Raw genomic sequence first — 20,709 nt, forward strand, 5'->3', positions numbered from 1 at the left:
GCGCTGCGTTCGAGCGGCGCACCAACCGCAATCCGAGGTCACGACCATGGCACCGAAGTCTTCCGGGACAATCCTCAGGCTCGTTCTCACCCTGATCGGCGGCTACTTCGCCGCGAGTCTCGTTCTGCCCGAGCCCTCGCTGACGGCGGCGGGACGAAGCGGACGGATCCATGCGACGAAGGCGTGCGCCGGGACCATGTTCGGCAACGCAGGAGACTGGTGCACGATCGCGTCCTCGGACATCGGACCACTTCCCGTCGGCTCGCGATTGCTCTACAGCCAGGCAGCGGGCGTTCCGGCGGGTCTGCTCGACAGCAACGTCGTCCTCGATGCCGGAGACGGCAACAGGGCGGTCGGTAGGTGCACGCTCGACATGGCGACCGGTCTCGGACTGTGCACGTTCCATGAAGGGACCGGACAATTCGTCGGTTTCGAGGCCCGGATCGATGTCAACTGCCCGTCAGACGACTGCACTCTGGACGGGTCCTACAAGTTCCGTCCAAACGACTGACGACGTCGGGTGCGCGTGCCGCACGTTACATGAGCAGAAATGGTCCTGACCGGACAGGGAAGGGGTGCTTGTCGGCGCGCTCGTCTGCGCGCAATCAGGCGGCTGCGCGGGCGCGCAGGAGGGGCGGGTCGGAGTCCGTGCTCGCGAGTGCGAGGACGGACTCCGGACAAGGACTACGAGGTTACGCGCTTGGCGGTGAACTCCCGTGGCTCGCCGCCCTCGCGCTGGGACGTGAACTTGATCTCGCCGGCCGAGACCTTGCCCTTGTAGAGAATCTTGACTTCCTGCCCCTGGAAACTGCGGACGACGGTGAAGGCGATGTCATCGCCCTTGACGGTGCCGTCCTTGATCTCGACGTCGGCGCCGCCTTGCATGCCCGAGGTCGTGCCGGTCAACTTCTCCCCGTCGGCCTTGAGGGTGAATGTCTGTTCGCGCGTCTGGCCGTCGCGCCCGGCAACCTGTGCCGTCCACTTGCCAGTGACGTCAGCCGCGTGGAGGGAGGCGACCGCAAACGCGAGTACTGCCGCGATCATCGAGAGTTTTTGCCGCATGGTGTTCTCCTGTTCTTCGAAGGCCGTTCGAACACGCTATTTTCGCGCACATGGTACCAAACGCGGGTCGGCCCTGGCGGCCCGTGGCGCGGTCGCGCGTGCTCGGAGAACCTCAGCGGGCCAATACCAGACGCGACACGTCAGTAGGAGAAGGTGCCGTAGAACGCAGACCGCTTGTTGGGATCGCTCCACTTCGTGCCGAGCGAGTTGCCGCTGAACGCGTTCTCGAGCGTGGTGCCCGCCTGGGCATGGTGCACGGTCGCGAGCGGGCTGAACCACTGCTTGTTCCCGCACGACATCGTGTGGTCGAGTTCCTTGTGAACGGCCAGACGAAACGCGCCGCTTGCGATGCGCACGTCCTTCTCGCCAGCCACGAACTCGATCGGCGCCGACGTGACTTCCACCACGTCGCTCACCGTCCGCGTGGACAGGGCCTGGACCATCGCGATCAACGCCGTGCGCTGTGCCGCGGTGGCGCGTGCGTCGACGACGATCGCGGTGCGAGTCTGGGCGCGCTCGCCACCGATCTCGTGCACGCCGAGGTTGGTGTCGCCGGCGACGGCCGCCATCACCGACAGCCCGTCGAGCGCCACGCCGTTGAACTGGCCGCGATCGACCTTCCACGCCAGCACGGCTTCGCGGCCGGTCGTCCCGGCCTCGCTGTTGATGACGCAGCCGCCGGCGAAGACCTCCGCGGTGCGCGCCTCGAGGTACGTCCCTTCGAGTGATGCCGGCGCCGCAGACAGGGTCGTCGCGGCGAGGGTGAGGAACACGGCGGACATTGAAAGCAGTTTCATGGTGCGTCTCCTACGCAGGGTGGCCGGCTCGGAGAGCCGGCCCTACCCGTTGCCGGACTCGGAGAGCCGGCCTTACCGTTGCCGGACTCGGGGAGCGAGCCCTACCTTCACGGCGTGTCGGGCACCGACAGGCCGGCCCTGCCGTCTTTCACCGCGGCGGGCCGACCGCGCCCTACTCGTAGGCGTCGAGCTTGCTCGACGCTTCGTCATCGACGGTAGGGCCCGTTCTCCGAACGCGGCCCTGACGTTTACGCCGGCGTCAGTGCTTGCAACAGCCGCGAGCGTGGCAGCACGAGTCTGGCCGCACCGGTTCACGGTCGGGCCCGAACCCCGTCTGCGTCATCGCGCACCAGTAGGCCGAGGTCTCGTAGCTGTCGTAGAACGAGGACTCGTCCGGATCGACCAGGGCCGGGATGTACATGCCCTTGGTGCGCAGCTTGAGGCAGTGCACGCCGACGACGATCTTCGGTGAGGTCAATGATTCCATGTCTGTGCCTCCCTGGCGATCAGGCGGTCTGCTGACCAGCGGCGCGCAGGATCGCGCGGGTGACGGCGGTTTTCGCGACGTCAATCTTGTACGCGTTTTCGGTGAGGGGCAATGCGCCCTGTAACGCTGCCTCGGCCGCGGCCGCCGCGGTCTGCGGATTGATGGGCTTGCCGACCAGGGCCTTCTCCGCCGCAGGTGAACGCCACGGAATGGGGGCCACTGCGCCCATCACCACGCGCGCCGACCGGACGGTGTTGCCGTCCATGCGCAGCAGGACGGTCGCAAAGGCGATCGGCCAGTCGTGCGACGTCTTGTACCGCACTTCGTAGTGCCCGCTCTTCACGTTGCCCGGAGCCGGCAGGATCACGTGAGTCAACAGTTCGTCCGGAGCCAGCACGTTCTCGACCCGGACGTTGGTTGTCGGCGGCGTGAAGTACTCGGCCGCTGGAACGAGGCGCTCGCCCCTGGGGCCGAGGATGCGGAACGTCGCGCCGTACGCGAGCATCGGGACCGCGAGGCTCGACGGATGGACGATGAAGCTCGGGCCGCCGCCGAGGATGGCATTGAACTGGTTCTCCCCGGTGATGGAGAAACAGGTCGTGCCGCCCTTCTTGAAGCAGACGAACTCCTCGTTGCGGAAATACCAGCAGCGCGGCCGCTGGTTCAGGTTGCCACCGACCGTTCCCTGGTTGCGGATCTGCGGCGTGCCGACCTCGATGGCCGCCTCGGTGATCGCCGGATACATCTCGGCGACCTGGGCCTGCTCGGCCAGGTCGTTGATCGTCATCGCCGCGCCTATCCGTAAGCCTCCACTGTCCTTTTTCACGGTCGCGTCGAGCGCATTCCGCGTGTTGACGAGACGATCGGGCTGGGTGATGTAGTCCTTCATGCGGGCCAGGAGGTCCTGGCCGCCACCGATGGCCAGCGCCTGCTCGAACTGCGGCGTCAGCGCGGCCACGGCTTCCTTCTCGGTCTTCGCGTCCACGTAGCTGAAGGCTTTCATGCGGTCTCCTGGCTAGGCGCGGGCCGTGGCCTGGCGCTGCTGTCGCATCGCATTGAGGACGCGGGCTGGCGTGAGTGGCAGGCTCCGCAGGGTCACGCCGCAGGCGTTGCGGACGGCTAGCGCGATCGCCGCAGCGGTCGGGACGGTTGGCGGCTCGCCGATGCCGATGACGCCGCGCTCGGGCTGATCCTTCAGCCGGATCTCGATCTGTGGCATGTCCGACATGCCGGCCAGCAGGTACCACTCCATGTTGGGATTGACCATCTGGCCGGTGTTGCGGTCGAGGATACGGTCCTCGTACATCGCGAAGTTCAGCGATCCGATGATGCCGCCATAGACCTGGCTCTCGGCCGTGAGCCGGCTGACGACCAGGCCGCAATCCTGAATCGCGAGGACGCGCGTGACCCTGGTGATCCCGGTCTCGACGTCGACGGTCACCTCGGCAAACTGCACGCCGCTGGTGGTGACCGAAGACATGCCAGGCTGCCAGTCGCCGTCGACGGCGATCGCCTGCGGCCCGATGTGCTTGCACGCATCTGCCCAGGTCAGGCCCTTGGCCGTATCGCCCTGGACGTGCACGCGCCCGCCGGTCGCAACCAGCGTGGCAGGCTCGACACCGAGGACGGGCGCGACCTTCTCCTTCAACGCATCGAGCGCCTTGACCGCGGCGACTCGAATCGCCGGGCTGATGCTGGCGGCCGTGGTGCTCCCGCCCGACAGCGGGCTGACGCCGTACAGCGTGTCGCCGATCTGCGGCGTGACCTGTGCCGCCTGCAGGCCGAGCGTGTCGGCGGCGACAACCGCCACCAGCGTGCGCGTGCCGGTGCCGATGTCCTGCGTCCCGACGCGCATGATCACGCTACCGTCGGCGGCGATTTCGCAATGCGTCTGTGCGGGGCCGCGCCCGCCGCCGCCCCAGGTACAGACGGCGACGCCCATGCCTGTCTTGATCGGCCCCGCGGTCGGATCGCCGGTCTGGTGCCGCTTGCTCCAGCCGAAGGCCTCGGCACCTTCGCTCAGGTACGTGCGCCACATCGCGTTCGGCGCTTCCGGTGGCAGGTTCTTGATCCGGAACTCGACCGGGTCGATCCTCGCCAGATCGGCCAGTTCGTCCATCATGATCTCGGTGATGAACGACCCTGCGGATGGCCAGGGGCACGCATCGGCCGCTGCTGGCCCGTGTTGATGAACACGTCCTTGTGCGTGCGTCGGCGATTGGCGATCCGGTAGATGTACGGCAGCGGGAACCCCGCCGCCGCCCCGGCGCCACCGGTCCCCCACGACTCCGCGTCGAAGGCCGTGATCAGGCCATCGGCCGACACGCCGGCCTTGACCCGCGCCGCCGACGAGGGACGGTTGCCGGCAACCAGGTGCTCCTCCTTGCGATCGAGCATCAATTTGACCGGCTTGCCGGTCTCCTTGGCCAGCTTTGCGCACAACAGGCCCTCCGCCCCGATGCTCAGCGCCTTGCTGCCGAAGCCGCCCCCCATGTACTGGCAGATGACGCGGATGTTGGCCTGCGGGATGCTCAGCGCGGTCGCGAAGTTCTCGCGCGCGGTATTGATGCCCTGCGTGGAGATCCAGACGGTGAGCTTGTCGCCCTCCCACTCGCACACCGTGCCGTGCGACTCGAGGCATACGTGCGTGATGACGTGGGTTTCGTAGGTCTGCTCGAGCGTGTGTGCCGCCGCCGCAAAACCCGCCGCCAGATCACCAGATTCCTGCGTCTGGCCCTGGCGCACGTTACCGGTCGTGAACACCGGCGGCGCCTGTCCGGTCAGCGCCGCGGCCACGTTGACAAGGTGGGGCAGCTTTTCGTAGTCGACCTTCACGAGGCGCGCGGCGTCGATGGCCTGTTCCTCGGTGTCGGCAGCCACGGCCGCGACCTCGTCGCCCTGGAACATCACGCGGCTGCTCGGCTCGGTGCCGGACTCACGATGAACCAGCGCCGCTCGGACACCAGGGGCACGACGCGCCGCCGTCAAGTCAATCGCGGCAACCCGCGCATGCGGATGCGGCGACCGGACGATGCGTGCGTAAAGCATGCCGGGGCGATTGATGTCGAAGGTGTACCTGGCACGGCCGGTGACCTTGTCGGGCCCGTCGAAGCGCTTGACGGGCGTGCCGAGTACGGTGCGTGTGGCCGGCCACGCGTAACGTGGGTCGGCAGGCGCCTGCGCTGCGGCGGGTGGTCGTCCGCCCTGTCCCTGTCCCCTGTCCCTGTCCCTGGGCCGGCTGCGGTGGTGGCGGCTGCGGCTGTGGTGTCTGCTCAGGCACGCTGCCCTCCCGTCACGCTCGACACCGCTTCGAAGATGCGCGGGAACGTCCCGCACCGGCAGATGTTGCCGTCGAGGCCCTTGCGGATCTGTTCCGCGGTCGCGTTGGGATGCTTCTCGAGCAGGCCGACGCTCGCCATGATGAAACCCGGCGTGCAGAAGCCGCACATCAGCGCGTCCTTCTCGCAAAAGGCCGCCTGCACCGGATGCAGCGTGTCGCCGTTGGCGAGCCCGTCGACGTTGCGAATCTGCTTGCCCTGCACCGCGATCGCCAGGGTGGAGCACGAGTAGACCGGGCGACCGTCGACCAGCATCGTGCAGGCGCCGCAGGCGCCCCGATCGCAGCCGCGCTTGTTGCCGGTCAGGTCGGCGCGCATACGCAGCGCGTCGAGGAGCGTCACCCGCGGCTCGAGCATCAGGTCCAGCTGGCGGCCGTTGACGTTCAGACGGACGGGCACGGCGCCAGGCCCCAGCGCGGCCGGGCCGGATTGCGCCTCGGCACTCGGCGAGATGACGCTCGCCGCCACGCCGACGACACCTGTCGATTTGAGGAAATTGCGGCGTCCATGATCAACGCCGGCCAAAGAGTCGTCCTTGGGTGTCACGGCCAATCCTCTCTGCGCTGAGATATGTGCAGCCTTACGGATGTCCGTAGGTTACCGCTTTACCTCGAGCCAGTCTTGCCTGTTCCTCCATGAATCTTGCCGGTCACAGGTCCGGGAGTCGGGAGTCGGAAGTCGCGCTTCGGTAGGGCCCGCTCTCCGAGCGCGGCCCTGCACCGGCCGGGCCGAACGAACGAGCCAGTCTTTCGAAGCATTGGGCATTTCGCGGTGCGGGGCGTTTGCTACGCTGCGAATATCGGCCGCGGTCATGGCGTGGGACGGCCACGCAAAAAGAAATGCAAATCATGGAAGAGCGCACTCTCGGCAGGAACGGTCTCGACGTCTCGGCCATTGGCTATGGGTGCATGGGTCTCGAGAGCGTCTACGGCCCGGCGACCGACCGCGCGGAGGGGATCGGCATCATTCGCGCCGCGTTCGAGCGCGGCGTCACGCATTTCGACACCGCGGAGACCTACGGCCCGTTCACCAACGAAGTCCTCGTCGGCGAGGCGCTCGCGCCCATTCGCGCGCAGGTGTCGGTCGCGACCAAGTTCGGCTGGGACCTCGACGCGCAGACGGGCGCACGTACCGGTCGCCTCAACAGCCGCCCCGAGCACATCCGTCGCGTGGTCGACGCGATGTTGACGCGACTCGCGGTCGACACCATCGACTTGCTGTACCAGCACCGGGTCGATCCGGACGTGCCAATCGAGGATGTCGCGGGGACCGTCAAGGCACTCATCACCGCCGGCAAGGTGAAGCACTTCGGCCTCTCGGAAGCGGCGCCGCAGACGATCCGCCGGGCCCACGCGGTTCAGCCGCTCGCGGCCATCCAGAGCGAATACTCACTCTGGACGCGCGACGTGGAGCAGAACGGTGTGCTCGCCACCTGCGAGGAACTCGGCATCGGATTCGTGCCCTGGAGTCCGCTGGGCGCGGGTTTCCTGACAGGAGCGATCTCCGCCACGACCACATTCGACGCCGCGGATTTCCGCGCCTCGTCTCCGCGCTTCGTCCCCGAGGCACGAGCCGCGAACGTCGCGATGGTGGATCTCCTGAAGCGGATCGCCGAACCGAAGGGGGCGACGCCGGCGCAGATCGCCCTGGCGTGGCTGCTGGCGCAGAAGCCCTTCATCGTGCCGATCCCAGGCACGACGAAGCTGCATCGCCTCGAAGAGAACCTCGGTGCGGCACACGTCACGCTCACACCGGAGGACCTCCGCGACATCGCGTCGGCCAGCGCGGCGATCGAGGTGCACGGGGCGCGGTTGCCGGAAGCCATCCTGAAACATTCGTATAGGTAACGTCGCCAAGGGGGCCGGGCTCGGAGAGCCGGCCCTACCGTTGTCCGACATATTTGTCGAAGCCTTTCTTCTTCAGTCGGACATCGGGTCTGCGACTTCATCGAACCGGCTCCGGTGCGACTCGCGCGATCACTGACATCGCCGTGGTTGCCTTGCCCCAGCCGGCGTAGAAGCCCATGTGCGTCACCGCTTCGGTGATCTGGTCGCGGGTCAGGCCACTCTCGAGTCCGCGACGCAGGTAGATCTCGAGCTGGTCGTCGTCAGCCATGGCCGCCAGTGCGGCGATTGTGACCAGGCTTCGATCGCGCAGCGCGAGATCCGATCGTCGCCAGAGGTCATCGAACACAACGTCTGTGGTCAACTGCACGAACTTCGGCGCGACGGCAGTCGCGGCCTCGCTCGGCCCCGGGACTCCCGCGGCGGCGGCGGTCGCCGGGAGGCGCGGTGCGACAGTTCGTAGTGCGGCAGTGTCCACCTTCCGCGCGGAATACACCCCCTCATACACCTGCAGTGCCGAAACGGCATTCGGCCAGCCGCTGTAGACGGCGAGGTGCGCCAGCAGGCCGGATGTCTCGCTGGGCTGGAGCCCGTTCTCGAGGCCCCGCGTCAGGTGACCGGCGAGCTGTGCCGTCTTGCCCGTCGCGATCAGCACCGCGATGGTCACGAGGCTGCGGTCGCGCGGCGACAACTCGGGCCGTCGCCACACATCGCCGTACAGGACATCGTCGGTGAGGGTCGCGAGGCCGGGCGCGAGCCTCTGCTGAAGGTCTCCCGAGGGCCGCCTGGCGCCCTGCTCGCCGGCGGGAGGCTGCTGCGCAGCCTGTCCCTCGGGAGGCGCCGGTGCCAAACCCCGCTCGCCGGCGGGCGCAGCGTTGTATTGCTCCTCGCTCACCTGTTCCATCCACTGCACGGCCGTGCCTCCCCGAGGCTCGGTAATCGCGATGTGCGTCATGGATGTCTGCGGCGCCGCTCCATGCCAATGCTTCTGACCAGCTGGGATCCTGACCACGTCACCCGCACGAATCGCCTCGACCGCGTCACCCCAGCGCTGGACGCGGCCGGTGCCGACCGTGACGATCAGGGTCTGGCCACCAGGGTGCGAGTGCCAGGCCGTGCGGGCCCCGGGCTCGAATGTGACCGAGCCGCCACTGGCTGCCGAGGAGAGGAGCGAGTCGAACAGCATGTCGACACGCGCGCTACCCGTGAAGTTGTCGGGGGGGGCCTGCCGGACTGCGCGAGTGCCGCTGCGGTTGATGACCAGCGTCTGCGCCCCTGCCGGCGAGGCGAGCGGAGCCATCGCCATGAGCATCGCCGTGAACATGATCGAGGCCTTGCGCTTGTCGGTCTGCATAGACGCTCCGGGGTCCGCTGCGCCGGCCAGGCCCGGCCTGTAATGGTTTTCTCGTGCCGTCGTGTGCGCCCGTGGCAACTCAGCGACTGGACGATGAAGCAAGTTCGTCACAGGATTGGGCAAACCCCGTCGTCCTCGGAGCGCTACGATGTCTGAACGCTCATCGCCCGAACACCTCATGTCGTCCCTCCGCTCTCACGTCGAGGCCACGATGCTTGACACCCGCACGGCGCCGGCGGCGCCGGCCGTCGTTGACCAGTTCACGCGGCATCCCGCGCCGGACCAGCTCGTCACCCCGGACAGTATGTCGGTCCGCCGGCTCGCCGACCTCCTGGCGCGCTATGCCCCGTACGACGGACGCTTCGAACTGAGGCGAACCGGCGTGTTTGCTCTCCGATGGTCGCGGCCGAGCCATGAGCCGGTGCATGTCACGCAGCGTCCGGCGCTCTGCCTCGTGGCGCAGGGCGGGAAGGTCGCGATGCTCGGCACGGAGACTTTCGCGTACGACGCCGCCAGGATGCTGGTGTTTTCGGTCGATCTCCCGATCGCCGCACAGGTCACCGCTGCGAGCGCCGAGGCGCCGTATCTCGGGTTCAAGCTGGAGTTCGACCCGTACCGTGTCGCCGAGTTGACGCTGAAGGTCCACCCGCACGGGACGCCAAGACCGCCATCGGAGCGTGGGCTGTACGTGGGCCACACCACCGAGGCGATCGTCGATGCGGTGACCCGCCTGCTGGTGTCGATGGCCCACCCCGCCGACACCGAACTCGTTGCGCCGCTGATCATCGACGAGATCCTGATTCGCCTGCTGCGCAGCCCCGTAGGCGCGCGGGTCGCGCAGATCGGACAAGCCGAGTCCGGCCTGCACCGCATCGCGCAGGCGGTCGCCTGGCTGCGTGAGCACTACGCGCAACCGACCGGCGTCGAGGAACTCGCCGAGCTGGTGAACATGAGCGTCTCCTCGTTCCACCAGCACTTCAAGGCCGTGACGTCGATGAGCCCGTTGCAGTACCAGAAGTTGATGCGCCTGCACGAAGCCAGGCGGTTGATGCTGTTCCAGGGCATCGACGCGGGTCGTGCGTGCCGGCTGGTCGGCTATGTCAGTCCATCGCAGTTCAGCCGCGAGTATGCGCGCTTCTTCGGACGCGCACCGATGCGCGACGTGAGCCTCTTGCGCGCCGAAGGCGTGGCTCCGATCGGCGCGGCCGGCGTAGACTCGGCTCGTGGCCAGGCGCCCCGCTGATCCGTTCGCGTCGGTCGCCGCCATCGGCCGCACCCTGCCGGATGTCGAGCTCACGACCACCTTTGGCAAGCCGGCGCTGAAGACCGGCGGCACGATGTTCGTCTGCATCGCGTCGCACAAGTCGGCCGAGACCGACACGCTCGTCGTGATGATGGACATCGCCGATCGCGACCTGCTGGTCGCGGAAGATCCCGACAGCTATTACCTGAAGGAGCATTACGTCGGCTATCCGTGCGTGCTGGTGCGCCTCCGCCGCGTCGGCGCCGATGCCCTGCGCGGGCTGGTGATCGGCGCGCACCGGTACGTGAGCCAGAAAAAGAAGCCACCCCGTCGCGGCACGCGATGAGGCCCCCGGGCTCGGGCTGGCTGCGAGTTCTTCCCGTGGACCGGAATTTTTCCCCGGCTCATCTGCGGTTCCCTGCCGATTCGCGGCCGTTGCCGGGACGAATGATGGCGCGGGCGAGACGGATCGTTCCTTGCTTTGGTTGACTGGTCGGACATGGCTTCCCCACCTGCGCCTCGGTATGGACTCAACACGCGTTCCCTGACGGATCGCCGCCAACTTCTCGCCGCGTTCTCGCCGCGAAGCGGCGGCGACGGACGCGAGGAGGCCTACGGCCATTGGATCCACGTCCATCGTCGTGCCATGGCGTGCCGGTTCGAGGTCACGCTCGCCGCGGCGGACCGGGCATTCGTCCCGGCCGCGCTGACCGCGCTCGACGAAATCGACCGTCTCGAGCACGAGTTGAGCGTGTTCATCGCGACCAGTGCGATCTCCGAACTGAACCGCAACGCGGCTGACCGGGCCGTCGCGGTGCCGGCGGGTGTGGCGGAACTGCTGATGGACTGCCAACGCGTGCATCGGGACACCGATGGCGCCTTCGACCTGACGACGACGCCGCTCAGCCGGTGTTGGGGCTTCCTCGGGCGGGAGCCACGAGTACCTCAGCGAGCGGCGATCGAGGAGGCGCGCCGCCAGGTCGGCTTCGGTGCGGTGCACGTAAGTTCCGATCCGCCGGCAGTGGCGTTCAGCCGTCCCGGGATCGAGGTGAACCTCGGCGCCGTGGGCAAGGGCTACGCACTCGATTGCGCAGCCTCGGTGCTGCGCGACTCGGGGGTGCACCACGCACTGCTGTCTGCCGGCGGCAGCAGCATCGTGGCCATGGGTGGTCGCGGCGCAGGATGGGTGGTCGACGTCGTCTCGCCTCTCCGACCCGGGCAACCCATCGCAACGCTCTCGCTGCGGAACGCGGCGCTTGGAACGAGCGGCGCCGGCGAACAGTTCGTGGTCCAGGACGGGCGACGGTACGGTCACGTCATCGATCCGCGGACCGGCTGGCCGGCTGACGGCATCCTGTCGGTGAGCGTCGTCGCCTCGAGCGCTGCACGGGCCGACGCGCTGTCGACCGGTTTCCTGGTCGGGGGGGTCGACCTGGCGAGGCGGTACTGCAGCGAGCATCCCGACGTACTTGCGCTCATCACGCCGGACGACGAATCCGGACAGACGATCGTCGTTGGCCATTACCCAACTGCCAGGGTCGTCGGCGACTGAGGGACATCTCTTCATGGCCTCATTGCATGTTTCCCCGTTGCAGCAGACGTCGCTGGTGATCCTGCGCACGCTGGTCGGGTGGCACTTCCTCTACGAGGGCTACACGAAGCTCCTGCATCCCGCGTGGAGCCTGGCTGGCGCGCCGCTTCCATCATGGTCGTCGGCAGCGTACCTGAAGGCGGCGACTGGCCCGTTGGCACCGCTGTTTCACTGGATGGGCAGCGTGGCGTGGATCGGGTCACTCGATCTCGCGATTGCGCTTGCGCTGGCAGCAGTCGGCATGAGCCTGATGCTCGGGCTGTTCACTCAGTGGGGTTGCAGCGGCGCGCTGGCACTGCTGGTGATCTTCTACCTGGCGGCAATGCCCACCGGCGGCATCGACGTGCGCGCCGAAGGCACCTATCTCCTCGTCAACAAGAACCTGGTCGAGGCGTGCGCGGTGATCGTGCTGCTCGCGTTTCGTACCGGATCGATCGCTGGACTGGATCGGCTGTGGCTGCGGGCTCGCCCGGCAACCATCCCGGTTCAAGAGGCAGTGGCATGAATCTCACACCCGAACAGATCGAACTTGGCCGACGCAACTTCCTGAAGGTGCTGGCGGGCACGCCGGCGGTGGCTGCGCTCGGCGCAGCCGCTGCGCTGCGTGGTCCGGCGCCGGGCGGCCGGGTGCGACTCGCGTTCATCGGCCTCGGCTCGCAGGGGCGGGCGCAGTTGACCAACGTCGATCCCGATTACGGCGACGTGCGTGCCATCTGCGACATCAACCCTGCGCAGCTGAAGCTTGCAGACGGAGTGCTTGCCAGGAACAGCATGCCTCCGGTGCGCCATTACGCAGACTGGCGCGAGATGCTCCAGAAGGAGGATGTCGAAGCCGTCATCGTGGCGCCGCCGCTGTGGTCCCACGCGGAGCTCGCCATCGGGTGTCTCGACGCCGGCAAGCACGTCCTGTGCGAGAAGATGATGGCGTGGGACGTCGAGAGCTGCGAACGCATGCGCGCTGCGGCGCTTCGCAATGACCGCGTCCTCGAGATCGGATACCAGCGCAATCACAACCCGATGTACCAGGCCGCCCACGAGGGGATCGTGAAGGCTGGCGTCCTAGGCGACATCTATCACGTGCGACTCGCGTGGCACCGGAACGGCAGCTGGCGGCGCAAGGCGGAGCTGCCGTCGCCCGACTACGACCCGTCAGCTTTTGGTTACCCGACGTTCGACCACCTGATCAACTGGCGCCTCTACTGGAAGTACTCGCAGGGGCTGATGGCGGAGCTGGGCAGTCACCAGGTCAACGCAGTGAACTGGTTCCTCGGGTCTGCGCCGGAGGCAGTGATTGCCTCGGGCGGCCTCTACCGGTTCCCCGAGAATCGGGAAGTCTTCGATCACGTCTTCGTGAACTTCGAGTATCCAGGCGGCCGTACGGCCTCCTTCTCGTCCATCGAGTCCAACGCGTTCGACGAGTACTACGAGATGTACATGGGCACGAAGGGGACGTTAATCATGCTGGCCGAGCGCGAGGCGCTCCTGTTCCAGGAGGGCGGCGGCGGGCGTCAGACCGGCATCGAGGTGACGCCGGCCGGCCCGGGTGCGGTAGCGCAGTCCTCCGAGACCATGGCGGGCAACACGAATCAGGCGACCAATCGAGCGGAGACGCTGCCGGCGGCTGGCGCCGCCCCCGCGGCACGGTCATCGGCGACGCGATTGCAGATGCGGCGGTTCTGCTCGGCCATTCGCGTCGGCACGCCGTTGCTCTGCGGGCCCGACAAGGCCATGGCGTCCGCACGTGCCTGCATCGGCGCGAACGAGGCCATCAAGACCAGGGCGCGTGTGATCCTGCGCACGACCTGAGGAACTGCCAGTCACGTATGCCGAAGCCAGGCCACGCCGCGCCAGTGACAGCCGCGAACCGCTTCGTGGCGCTCCTGCGCGGTATCAAACGTCGGCGGCAACAACCTGATCAAGATGAGCGTACTGCGCGAGAGCTTCGGGGCGCTCGGCTTCAGCGACGTGGTGACGTACATCCAGAGCGGCAAGGGCGTCACCATCCGCAACTGGAACACTACGACCAGGCTGCTGACGATGCTCTGAGCCGGTGGCCATACAAGTTTCCGCAGCCTAGAGCCGTTTGATTGTCGCGAACCACGCCGGTGCACCGTCGTCGTGGAGTCTCGTCTGAATGCGGTCCGGTTCGATGGCGGCGACAGTCCATCCAGTGCTGGGGGTGAACGCCGCTCTCAGCTCTGCCCGACTGATGGGGTGCGGGCCGGTGTCGGGACCTTCGTCACTGAAGCACAGCACATACAGGGTTCCACGGGGCTTGGTCACCGACGCCAGGCTCGCCACATAGGCTGGTCGCTCATCGCCGTCGAAGGTGTGGAACAATCCGCAGTCCAGCACTGTCTGAAACCTGCGCCGCAAGCGCTCCAGCTTGAACGCATCAGCCGCAGCGAACTCGACCTCGATCCCACGATCGCCGGCCTTCTGTCGGGCGATTGCCAGTGCTGTCTCGGCCACGTCAACGCCCAGCACCGTCAATCCCAGCGAGGCGACGTGAAGGGCGTTCTCGCCGGTCCCGCAGCCCGCATCGAGCACCGCGCCGGAGAATCCGCCTTCGGATGCCACGCGCACGATGGCTGGCTGCGGCCGGCCAATGTCCCAGGGCGGCGGACCGTCCTCGTACGACGCATCCCAGGGTTGTCCTGCCAGGCGTTCGTGACTGGTCGGGTGGCGGCCATCGAACGGATCGCCAGCGAGGGTTCCTGATCGCTCTGACAAGGTCGTCCCTCCCTGCAAACAATCTTGCGCCGCGACCAGCGATCCGGCAACCGCGCCGCGAGGAGAATGGTTCGCGACGAGGTCGACAAGCTGCGATACGATGGCCCCGATACGCACCTCAGCCGGACAGGGTTCACATCAGGATTCCCCGATGATCGACCGTCGCCAGTTCGTCCAGTCCATGATCGCACTCGGAGCGGCCTCGTCGGCCTCGCCGGAGGTGCTGTTCGGGCAAGGCTCGTCCGAGCTCCGCGACCTCGCCGATGCCGCCCTGGCAACCGCGAAGAAGCTGGGCGCGACCTACGCGGACATCCGCATCAACCGCTACCGCAACCAGTTCATCTTCACCAGGGACCGCCGTGTGCAGAACATCGCCAACACGGACGACCATGGCTTCGGCATCCGCCTGATCGTCGACGGCACCTGGGGCTTTGCCAGCAGCAGCGCCGTGAGCAAGGACGAGATCGCGCGCGTCGCGGCCCAGGCCGTGGGGATCGCCAAGGCCAACCGTGCGATCAACCAGGAGCCGGTCCGGCTCGCGCCCGTCGAAGGCTTCGACACGAGCTGGAACACGCCGGTCAAGAAGAACCCGTTCGAGATGCCGCTGCAGCCGAAGCTCGACCTGCTGCTGCAGATTCACGAGGAGGCTCTGAAGGTCCCAGGCGCCAGCTTCGTGTCGGCGTTCATGCAGTTTGTCAACGAGCACAAGTACTTCGCGTCGAGCGAAGGCTCGCACATCGAGCAGTCACTGATTCGCACCTATCCGTCGTTCACGATCACGGCCGTGGACAAGGCGACGGGCAAGTTCTACTCGCGGCGCTCGCTCACGTCGCCGATGGGCATGGGCTACGAGTACGTCGAGTCCTACCCCTTGCTGCAGGAAGCGCGCGTCGCTGCCGAAGAAGCCGTTGCGACGCACAAGGCCAAGCCAGCGCCGTCCGGGCCGAAGACGCTGATCCTCCACCCCTCCAACCTGTGGCTGACGATTCACGAGTCCGTGGGACACCCCACCGAGCTCGATCGGGCGCTCGGGTACGAAGCCAACTTCGCGGGAACGAGCTTCCTGACGACCGACAAGCTCGGGACCTTCCAGTTCGGTTCCAAGCTCGTGAATCTGGTCGCCGACAGGACGCAGGAGAACGGCATGGCGACCTGCGGCTACGACGACGATGGGGTCAAGAGCAGCCGATGGCACCTCGTCAAGGACGGGACGTTTGTCGATTATCAGACGACGCGCGACCAGGCGCACCTCATTGGCCAGAAGGCCTCGCACGGCTGCAGCTATGCAGACAGCTGGGGCTCGGTGCCGTTTCAGCGCATGCCCAACGTCTCACTCGAAGCGGGCACCAAGGACGTCAGTGAGGCCGACATCATCAGCGCGACCGCCGACGGCGTGTATGTGAAGGGAGACGCGAGCTTCAGCATCGACCACCAGCGCTACAACTTCCAGTTCAGCGGGCAGACGTTCTGGGAAGTGAAGAACGGCAAGATCACCACGCAGTTGCGTGACCTCGCCTATCAGTCGAACACGCCAGAGTTCTGGAAGGCGTGCGACATGCTGGGCGGCCCGTCCACTTACGCGCTGGGTGGCGCATTCAACGACGGCAAGGGGCAACCGGTCCAGAGCAACTCGGTCAGCCACGGCTGTCCGATCGCGCGCTTTGCTGGCGTCAACATCCTCAACACCGGGCAGTAGACATGATCTGGACGAAAGAACAGGCAAAGACGCTGGCCGACCGCGCGCTCGCCCTGAGCAAGGCCGAGCAGACGTTCGTGGCCATCAACGGCAGCGAACGCGCCAGTGTGCGCTTCGCACGCAACACGGTGACCACGGCCGGCGCGACATCGGCTGTCAGCCTGGCGATCACGTCGCGTTTCGGCAAGCGTTCCGGAACGGTGACCACTGCGCGATTCGACGACGCGAGCCTGCAGACCGCGCTGCGCAACGCCGAGGAGATCGCGAAGGTCTCACCGGAGAACCCGGAGGCGATGCCGCTGCTCGGACCGCAGACGTACACGCCAGCGACCGCGTACTTCGACGACGTGGCGTCGGCCACACCCGAGTGGCGGGCGTCGTCTGTCGCGACGGCCATCGCGCTCGCGAAGAAGAATGAGGTCGTCTCGGCCGGCTTCGTGGAGACGCAGGCTGCCATGCAGGCGGTCGCGAGCTCGCAAGGCTTGTTTGCCTACGACCGCTTCACGGCAGCGGACTACAACCTGACGGCACGCACGCCGGATGGATCGGGCTCGGGCTGGGCCTCGAAGTCCTTCAATCAGCTCGGACTCCTGCGGCCAGACGTCCTGGCGGAGACGGCCATCAGCAAGGCGGCGATGGCCCGGAACCCCACGGGCATCGAGCCCGGCACCTACACGGTGGTGCTGGAGCCCGCAGCGGTGGCCGACATGGTCGCCTTCATGCTGTTCTCGGCCAACGCCCGCCAGGCCGACGAGGGACGCAGCTTCTTTGCCAAGAAGGGCGGAGGCAACAGGATCGGCGAGCAGATCGTCGGCGATGGCGTCCGTATCTACTCCGACCCCGCGCATCCGCTGGCTCCGACCGTGAGCTTCGACAACGAGGGGTTGCCGGCCGAGAAGCGCGTGTGGGTCGAGAAGGGCGTACTCCAGAATCTGTTCTACTCGCGCTTTTGGGCGCAGAAGATGGGCAAGGCGCCAATCTCCACGCCGTCGAACGTGATCATGGACGGCGGCACCGCCACGATGGCCGACCTCATCGCCGGCACCCAGCGGGGACTGCTCGTCACGCGGTTCTGGTACATCCGCCCGCTCGATCCGCAGACGATCCTGCTCACCGGACTGACGCGGGACGGTCTTTTCCTGATCGAGAACGGCAAGGTGACGCGTCCGGTCAGGAACATGCGCTGGAACGAGAGCCCGGTCGTCGCGCTGAACAACGTCGACGCGATGACGGCGCCAGAACGCGTCGTGAGCGGCGAAGGCGTCGGCGGGTCCGGCCTGTCGCTCGTGTGTCCCGCGGCACGCATCCGCGAGTTCCGGTTCACGAGCAGCTCCGACGCCGTCTGAGCTTCGGATCGAAGGACTTCCTCTTGACAGCGACAGGAGTGCGCTGGTAGCTTCTCTCGATAGCGACAGAAGACGCCGCAATCCCGGAGCCGCCGTGCCCCCACGTTCGCCCATCGAAGCCCTCCGCGGCTCGCTCGACCTGCTCGTCCTGAAGACCCTCTCGCTCTCGCCGACGCACGGCTGGGGAATCAGCCAGCGCGTCCAGCAGTTGTCGGCTGGCGAGTTCGCGATGAACCAGGGATCGCTCTACCCCGCGCTGCAGCGTCTCGAGAAAGACGGGCTGATCGCGAGCGACTGGGGCGTGACCGACAACAACCGGCAGGCCCGGTACTACCGGCTGACCGCCGCCGGACGCCGTGCCCTTGGCGAGGAGGTCGAGAGCTGGAAGCGCTTCGCTGCGGCACTCGACGCCGTACTGCGCACCGACTGATGCCTCATGCCTGATGCCTGAGACCTGAGACCTGCGACCTGAGAAGCGTGCGTCCCGATCCCGTTTCGCACGAAAGACGCCGATGCAATGGCTCGATAGCGCTCGCACGCGCCTGCGCCTGTTGTTCGCTCGCCGATCCGCCGAGTCGCGGATGGACGACGAGTTCCGGTTCCACATCGAGATGGAAGCTGACCATCTGATGCGGGGCAGAGGTCTCGCTGCCGATGAAGCACGTCGGCAGGCGCTCGCGGCATTCGGGGGCGTCCAAAAGCACAAGGAGGAGTTACGTGAGGGCCGCGGACTGGCGTGGTTGGGCGGCCTGTCGCTCGACGTGAAGCTCGGCTTCCGGATGCTGCTCAAGTATCCGGGCCTGACGCTTGCGGGCGGACTGGCGATCGCCATTGCGATTGGCATCGGCGCCGGCTGGTACGACCTGACCGGCAAGATCCTGTCGCCGCGGATCCCGCTGCCTGAAGGCGACCGCATCGTCACGATCGAGACGCAAGATGCGCGAACGAATGCGCCCGAACATCGGGTGCTGCACGACTTCCAGGAGTGGCGGCACGCACTCGCGACCATCGAGGATCTGGGGGCGTACCGCACGGACACGCGGAACCTGATCGTCGGCAACGCTGCTCCGGAACCGATCCAGATTGCGGAGTTGACGGTCGCCGCGTTGGCCACGACACGGGTGCCGCCGCTGCTCGGGCGCGGCCTGGTGCACTCCGACGAACGGCCCGGTGCGCCGGGCGTGGTCGTGCTCGGCTACGACGTCTGGCAGCGCTACCTCAACGGTCGAGAAGACGTCCTCGGGCTGGTCGTGCGGCTGGGCAACGCACCGGCGACCGTCGTTGGCGTGATGCCCGAAGGGTTCGGCTACCCGTTCAACCACGATGCATGGGCACCGCTGGCGCTGCGCGCTTCGTACCAGCCGCTCGAGGGTGCCCCGATCAGCGTCATCGGAAGGCTCGCATCCGGGACCACGCTCGAGCAGGCGAATGCGGAGGTGCGCGCCTTCGGCCAGCGCTCGTCCGAGGCGTTCCCGGCCACGCACGAGCATCTCCGGCCGGCCGTGACACGGCTCGGCGAAGCCACGGACTTCCTCGATGGTGGGGCGCTTGCCACGCGGAATCTGCCCGTGCTGATGGTGTTGGCGATTGCCTGCATGAGCGTCGGCACGCTGGTGTACGCGAGGACCGCGACACGGGAGGGAGAGATCGCGATTCGTGCGGCGCTCGGTGCGGGCCGGGCCCGCATCATCGGCCAGCTTTTCATGGAAGCGCTCGTGCTCGCGTCCGTGTCGGCGGCGATTGGTCTGCTGGCTGTCGATCGGGCGCTGGCGTGGGGCATCGAAAGCGTCAATCGCGGCAGTGGAGGCGCACCGTTCTGGATGGCGCCTGGCCTGGATCCCTCGACGGTGCTGTATGCCGGTGGTCTTGCGGTCGTCAGCGCGGTGATGCTGTCCGTGCTTCCGGCGCTGCGGGTCACGCGCGCGCGTCTGCAGCCTCATCTCGCGAACCTGGGTACCGGTCGGGCGACGCTGCGATTCGGTCGCCTGTGGACGGGCGCGATGATCGCGCAGGTCGCGCTGACCGCCATGGGCATCCCGGCCGCGATGGAGAGCGCAAGCCAGACAACGCGGAAGATCCGCATCCGCGGAGAGTTCCCCAGTCGGGAGTATCTGTCTGCGCGCATCGATCTGGACCGCCCATTCGACGAGGAGACGACAGCGGAGCTCCAGAAACGCCGGACGGAGACGTTCGAGGCACTTGCGCGACGCGTCGAGCAAGAACCTGGCGTCGCGGCGGTCGTATTTGCCGATCGAGTCCCCGGGGCCGGTGCGACGAGGCGATTTGCAACGGTGGAGTCCTCTCGCGGCGCCACACCGGTGTACGACGGCGACGTTCTCACATCGGCGGTCATGCCACGGTTCTTCGACGTGTTCGACAGGCCGATACTCGCCGGCCGACCATTCCACGAGGGCGATTCGTCTCCCACGGCCCGAACCGTCATCGTCAATGAGGCGTTCGCGCGAGCGTTTGCACGCGAGGCCGGTCATGGTTCACCGATCGGGGCTCGCCTGCGGTACCCGGCGTCGTCGGCCGTGGCTGACGCGGCCGCGCCTGAGCCCCCGTACGAGATCGTGGGCGTCGTGCGTGACTTCGACCTCGACCCTGACGACAAGGGCGACGAGCAACCGTCCGTGTTTCACGCCGCGACTGCAGGAGCCATGTCTCCCCTTCTGATGAGTGTGCGTATGCGTAGTGCTCCGGCTGCGCTCGCCGCTCGGCTGCCGCTCATGGCGACGACGGTCGATGCGCGCATCCTCGTGCCCGACGTACAGCCGATGCAGGACTGGATCCGCGATACGTTCCTGCTGGTGTTCCTCGCAGCGGAGGTCGCGGTGACGGCTCTCGTCCTGTTCCTCTCGGCGCTTGGCATCTTCTCGCTCGCCTCGGTCAGTGTGTCTCGGCGGACGCGCGAGATCGGACTGCGTGTGTCGCTTGGCGCCATGCCGCGTCAGGTCCTCACCGGCATCCTGTCGCAGGCCGTGATGCTCATGGCGAGCGGCATCGCTGGCGGAACTGCCCTGCTGCTGATAGCCCTCGCCCTTGGTCAGGGCCCGTCGGGCCAGCCCTTCGAAGACATCGCGCTCTTCGGCGGGTACCTCGGACTGACGAGCGCCGTCATGCTCGTCGCCTGCCTGCTCGCCTGCATCGGGCCTGCCATGCGCGCGCTCAGGCTCAACCCAAGCGAGGCTCTGAGGGACGCCTGAACGAGTTGCCCC

At 67.0% G+C, this 20,709-nt stretch carries 21 protein-coding genes; 12 read left to right on the top strand and 9 right to left on the bottom strand.

Features of this window, described 5'->3' with window-relative positions:
* Positions 1–46 precede the first annotated feature (46 nt).
* Positions 47–511, top strand: coding sequence for a hypothetical protein (locus LuPra_RS26060; RefSeq protein ID WP_110173473.1), 465 nt, complete (start codon positions 47–49; stop codon positions 509–511).
* A 173-nt stretch (positions 512–684) separates the two neighbouring features.
* Here LuPra_RS26060 and LuPra_RS26065 read toward each other — a convergent pair whose 3' ends face one another.
* The 7 genes from LuPra_RS26065 to LuPra_RS33490 form a co-directional block, all read right to left on the bottom strand.
* Positions 685–1,062 (bottom strand): hypothetical protein, encoded by a 378-nt coding sequence (locus LuPra_RS26065; RefSeq protein WP_157899703.1) that lies wholly within the window; start codon positions 1,060–1,062, stop codon positions 685–687.
* Between the two features lie 140 nt (positions 1,063–1,202).
* Entirely contained in the window at positions 1,203–1,859 is a 657-nt protein-coding gene (locus tag LuPra_RS26070) for a DUF1326 domain-containing protein (protein ID WP_110173475.1), read from the bottom strand.
* 259 nt (positions 1,860–2,118) lie between these two features.
* On the bottom strand, positions 2,119–2,346 hold the full coding sequence (locus LuPra_RS26075; RefSeq protein ID WP_110173476.1) for a hypothetical protein: 228 nt from the start codon (positions 2,344–2,346) through the stop codon (positions 2,119–2,121).
* Between the two features lie 19 nt (positions 2,347–2,365).
* Positions 2,366–3,349 (bottom strand): FAD binding domain-containing protein, encoded by a 984-nt coding sequence (locus LuPra_RS26080; protein WP_110173477.1) that lies wholly within the window; start codon positions 3,347–3,349, stop codon positions 2,366–2,368.
* A gap of 12 nt (positions 3,350–3,361) precedes the next feature.
* Complete coding sequence (locus LuPra_RS26085; RefSeq protein ID WP_157899704.1) at positions 3,362–4,468, bottom strand: xanthine dehydrogenase family protein molybdopterin-binding subunit; 1,107 nt, start codon at positions 4,466–4,468, stop codon at positions 3,362–3,364.
* Positions 4,465–5,682, bottom strand: a complete 1,218-nt coding sequence (locus tag LuPra_RS26090) for a xanthine dehydrogenase family protein molybdopterin-binding subunit (RefSeq protein WP_162472829.1) — start codon at positions 5,680–5,682, stop codon at positions 4,465–4,467. The genes LuPra_RS26085 and LuPra_RS26090 overlap by 4 nt, the downstream gene beginning before the upstream one ends.
* Positions 5,619–6,230, bottom strand: a complete 612-nt coding sequence (locus tag LuPra_RS33490; RefSeq protein WP_234800559.1) for a (2Fe-2S)-binding protein — start codon at positions 6,228–6,230, stop codon at positions 5,619–5,621. The genes LuPra_RS26090 and LuPra_RS33490 overlap by 64 nt, the downstream gene beginning before the upstream one ends.
* 302 nt (positions 6,231–6,532) lie before the next feature.
* On the opposite strand from LuPra_RS33490, the gene LuPra_RS26100 reads away from it, so the two are divergent.
* Positions 6,533–7,531, top strand: coding sequence for an aldo/keto reductase (locus tag LuPra_RS26100; protein WP_110174874.1), 999 nt, complete (start codon positions 6,533–6,535; stop codon positions 7,529–7,531).
* Between the two features lie 97 nt (positions 7,532–7,628).
* On the opposite strand, the gene LuPra_RS26105 is transcribed toward LuPra_RS26100, so the two are convergent.
* Complete coding sequence (locus LuPra_RS26105; RefSeq protein ID WP_234800560.1) at positions 7,629–8,882, bottom strand: (R)-mandelonitrile lyase; 1,254 nt, start codon at positions 8,880–8,882, stop codon at positions 7,629–7,631.
* A gap of 211 nt (positions 8,883–9,093) precedes the next feature.
* Here LuPra_RS26105 and LuPra_RS26110 point away from each other — a divergent pair, with 211 nt between their 5' ends.
* The 6 genes from LuPra_RS26110 to LuPra_RS33810 all read left to right on the top strand — a co-directional run bounded on the left by LuPra_RS26110 (position 9,094) and on the right by LuPra_RS33810 (position 13,762).
* Positions 9,094–10,125, top strand: a complete 1,032-nt coding sequence (locus LuPra_RS26110; protein WP_234800561.1) for an AraC family transcriptional regulator — start codon at positions 9,094–9,096, stop codon at positions 10,123–10,125.
* Positions 10,106–10,471, top strand: a complete 366-nt coding sequence (locus tag LuPra_RS26115; protein ID WP_110173479.1) for a hypothetical protein — start codon at positions 10,106–10,108, stop codon at positions 10,469–10,471. Before LuPra_RS26110 ends, LuPra_RS26115 begins: the two co-directional genes overlap by 20 nt.
* A gap of 153 nt (positions 10,472–10,624) precedes the next feature.
* On the top strand, positions 10,625–11,677 hold the full coding sequence (locus LuPra_RS26120) for an FAD:protein FMN transferase (protein WP_110173480.1): 1,053 nt from the start codon (positions 10,625–10,627) through the stop codon (positions 11,675–11,677).
* A gap of 13 nt (positions 11,678–11,690) precedes the next feature.
* Positions 11,691–12,221 carry a DoxX subfamily gene (locus LuPra_RS32630; protein ID WP_162472830.1) on the top strand — a complete coding sequence of 177 codons (531 nt, stop codon included), beginning with the start codon at positions 11,691–11,693 and terminating at the stop codon, positions 12,219–12,221.
* Entirely contained in the window at positions 12,218–13,522 is a 1,305-nt protein-coding gene (locus LuPra_RS26125; protein WP_162472831.1) for a Gfo/Idh/MocA family protein, read from the top strand. Before LuPra_RS32630 ends, LuPra_RS26125 begins: the two co-directional genes overlap by 4 nt.
* Before the next feature lie 114 nt (positions 13,523–13,636).
* Positions 13,637–13,762 carry a DUF1697 domain-containing protein gene (locus LuPra_RS33810; RefSeq protein WP_237050697.1) on the top strand — a complete coding sequence of 42 codons (126 nt, stop codon included), beginning with the start codon at positions 13,637–13,639 and terminating at the stop codon, positions 13,760–13,762.
* Positions 13,763–13,789: 27 nt separating this feature from the next.
* Here LuPra_RS33810 and LuPra_RS26135 read toward each other — a convergent pair whose 3' ends face one another.
* On the bottom strand, positions 13,790–14,449 hold the full coding sequence (locus LuPra_RS26135) for a class I SAM-dependent methyltransferase (protein ID WP_110174877.1): 660 nt from the start codon (positions 14,447–14,449) through the stop codon (positions 13,790–13,792).
* Positions 14,450–14,603: 154 nt separating this feature from the next.
* On the opposite strand from LuPra_RS26135, the gene LuPra_RS26140 reads away from it, so the two are divergent.
* The 4 genes from LuPra_RS26140 to LuPra_RS26155 all read left to right on the top strand — a co-directional run bounded on the left by LuPra_RS26140 (position 14,604) and on the right by LuPra_RS26155 (position 20,697).
* Positions 14,604–16,145 (top strand): TldD/PmbA family protein, encoded by a 1,542-nt coding sequence (locus tag LuPra_RS26140; protein WP_110174878.1) that lies wholly within the window; start codon positions 14,604–14,606, stop codon positions 16,143–16,145.
* A gap of 2 nt (positions 16,146–16,147) precedes the next feature.
* Entirely contained in the window at positions 16,148–17,491 is a 1,344-nt protein-coding gene (locus tag LuPra_RS26145; protein WP_110173482.1) for a TldD/PmbA family protein, read from the top strand.
* 94 nt (positions 17,492–17,585) lie between these two features.
* Positions 17,586–17,921 carry a PadR family transcriptional regulator gene (locus LuPra_RS26150; RefSeq protein WP_110173483.1) on the top strand — a complete coding sequence of 112 codons (336 nt, stop codon included), beginning with the start codon at positions 17,586–17,588 and terminating at the stop codon, positions 17,919–17,921.
* Between the two features lie 82 nt (positions 17,922–18,003).
* A complete protein-coding gene (locus LuPra_RS26155) occupies positions 18,004–20,697 on the top strand; it encodes an ABC transporter permease (RefSeq protein WP_110173484.1) in 2,694 nt (897 codons plus the stop codon).
* Positions 20,698–20,709 lie beyond the last annotated feature (12 nt).

The organism is Luteitalea pratensis (assembly GCF_001618865.1).
Taxonomy (GTDB): Bacteria; Acidobacteriota; Vicinamibacteria; order Vicinamibacterales; family Vicinamibacteraceae; genus Luteitalea; species Luteitalea pratensis.

Coding starts and splice junctions, on each gene's coding strand:
- LuPra_RS26145 (WP_110173482.1), top strand. CDS start 16,148: ATGATCTGGACGAAAGAACAGGCAAAGACGCTGGCCGACCGCGCGCTC.
- LuPra_RS26075 (WP_110173476.1), bottom strand. CDS start 2,346: ATGGAATCATTGACCTCACCGAAGATCGTCGTCGGCGTGCACTGCCTC.
- LuPra_RS26085 (WP_157899704.1), bottom strand. CDS start 4,468: ATGATGGACGAACTGGCCGATCTGGCGAGGATCGACCCGGTCGAGTTC.
- LuPra_RS26125 (WP_162472831.1), top strand. CDS start 12,218: ATGAATCTCACACCCGAACAGATCGAACTTGGCCGACGCAACTTCCTG.
- LuPra_RS26110 (WP_234800561.1), top strand. CDS start 9,094: ATGCTTGACACCCGCACGGCGCCGGCGGCGCCGGCCGTCGTTGACCAG.
- LuPra_RS26080 (WP_110173477.1), bottom strand. CDS start 3,349: ATGAAAGCCTTCAGCTACGTGGACGCGAAGACCGAGAAGGAAGCCGTG.
- LuPra_RS26065 (WP_157899703.1), bottom strand. CDS start 1,062: ATGCGGCAAAAACTCTCGATGATCGCGGCAGTACTCGCGTTTGCGGTC.
- LuPra_RS33810 (WP_237050697.1), top strand. CDS start 13,637: ATGAGCGTACTGCGCGAGAGCTTCGGGGCGCTCGGCTTCAGCGACGTG.
- LuPra_RS26155 (WP_110173484.1), top strand. CDS start 18,004: ATGCAATGGCTCGATAGCGCTCGCACGCGCCTGCGCCTGTTGTTCGCT.
- LuPra_RS26105 (WP_234800560.1), bottom strand. CDS start 8,882: ATGCAGACCGACAAGCGCAAGGCCTCGATCATGTTCACGGCGATGCTC.
- LuPra_RS26060 (WP_110173473.1), top strand. CDS start 47: ATGGCACCGAAGTCTTCCGGGACAATCCTCAGGCTCGTTCTCACCCTG.
- LuPra_RS26070 (WP_110173475.1), bottom strand. CDS start 1,859: ATGAAACTGCTTTCAATGTCCGCCGTGTTCCTCACCCTCGCCGCGACG.
- LuPra_RS32630 (WP_162472830.1), top strand. CDS start 11,691: ATGGCCTCATTGCATGTTTCCCCGTTGCAGCAGACGTCGCTGGTGATC.
- LuPra_RS26100 (WP_110174874.1), top strand. CDS start 6,533: ATGGAAGAGCGCACTCTCGGCAGGAACGGTCTCGACGTCTCGGCCATT.
- LuPra_RS26120 (WP_110173480.1), top strand. CDS start 10,625: ATGGCTTCCCCACCTGCGCCTCGGTATGGACTCAACACGCGTTCCCTG.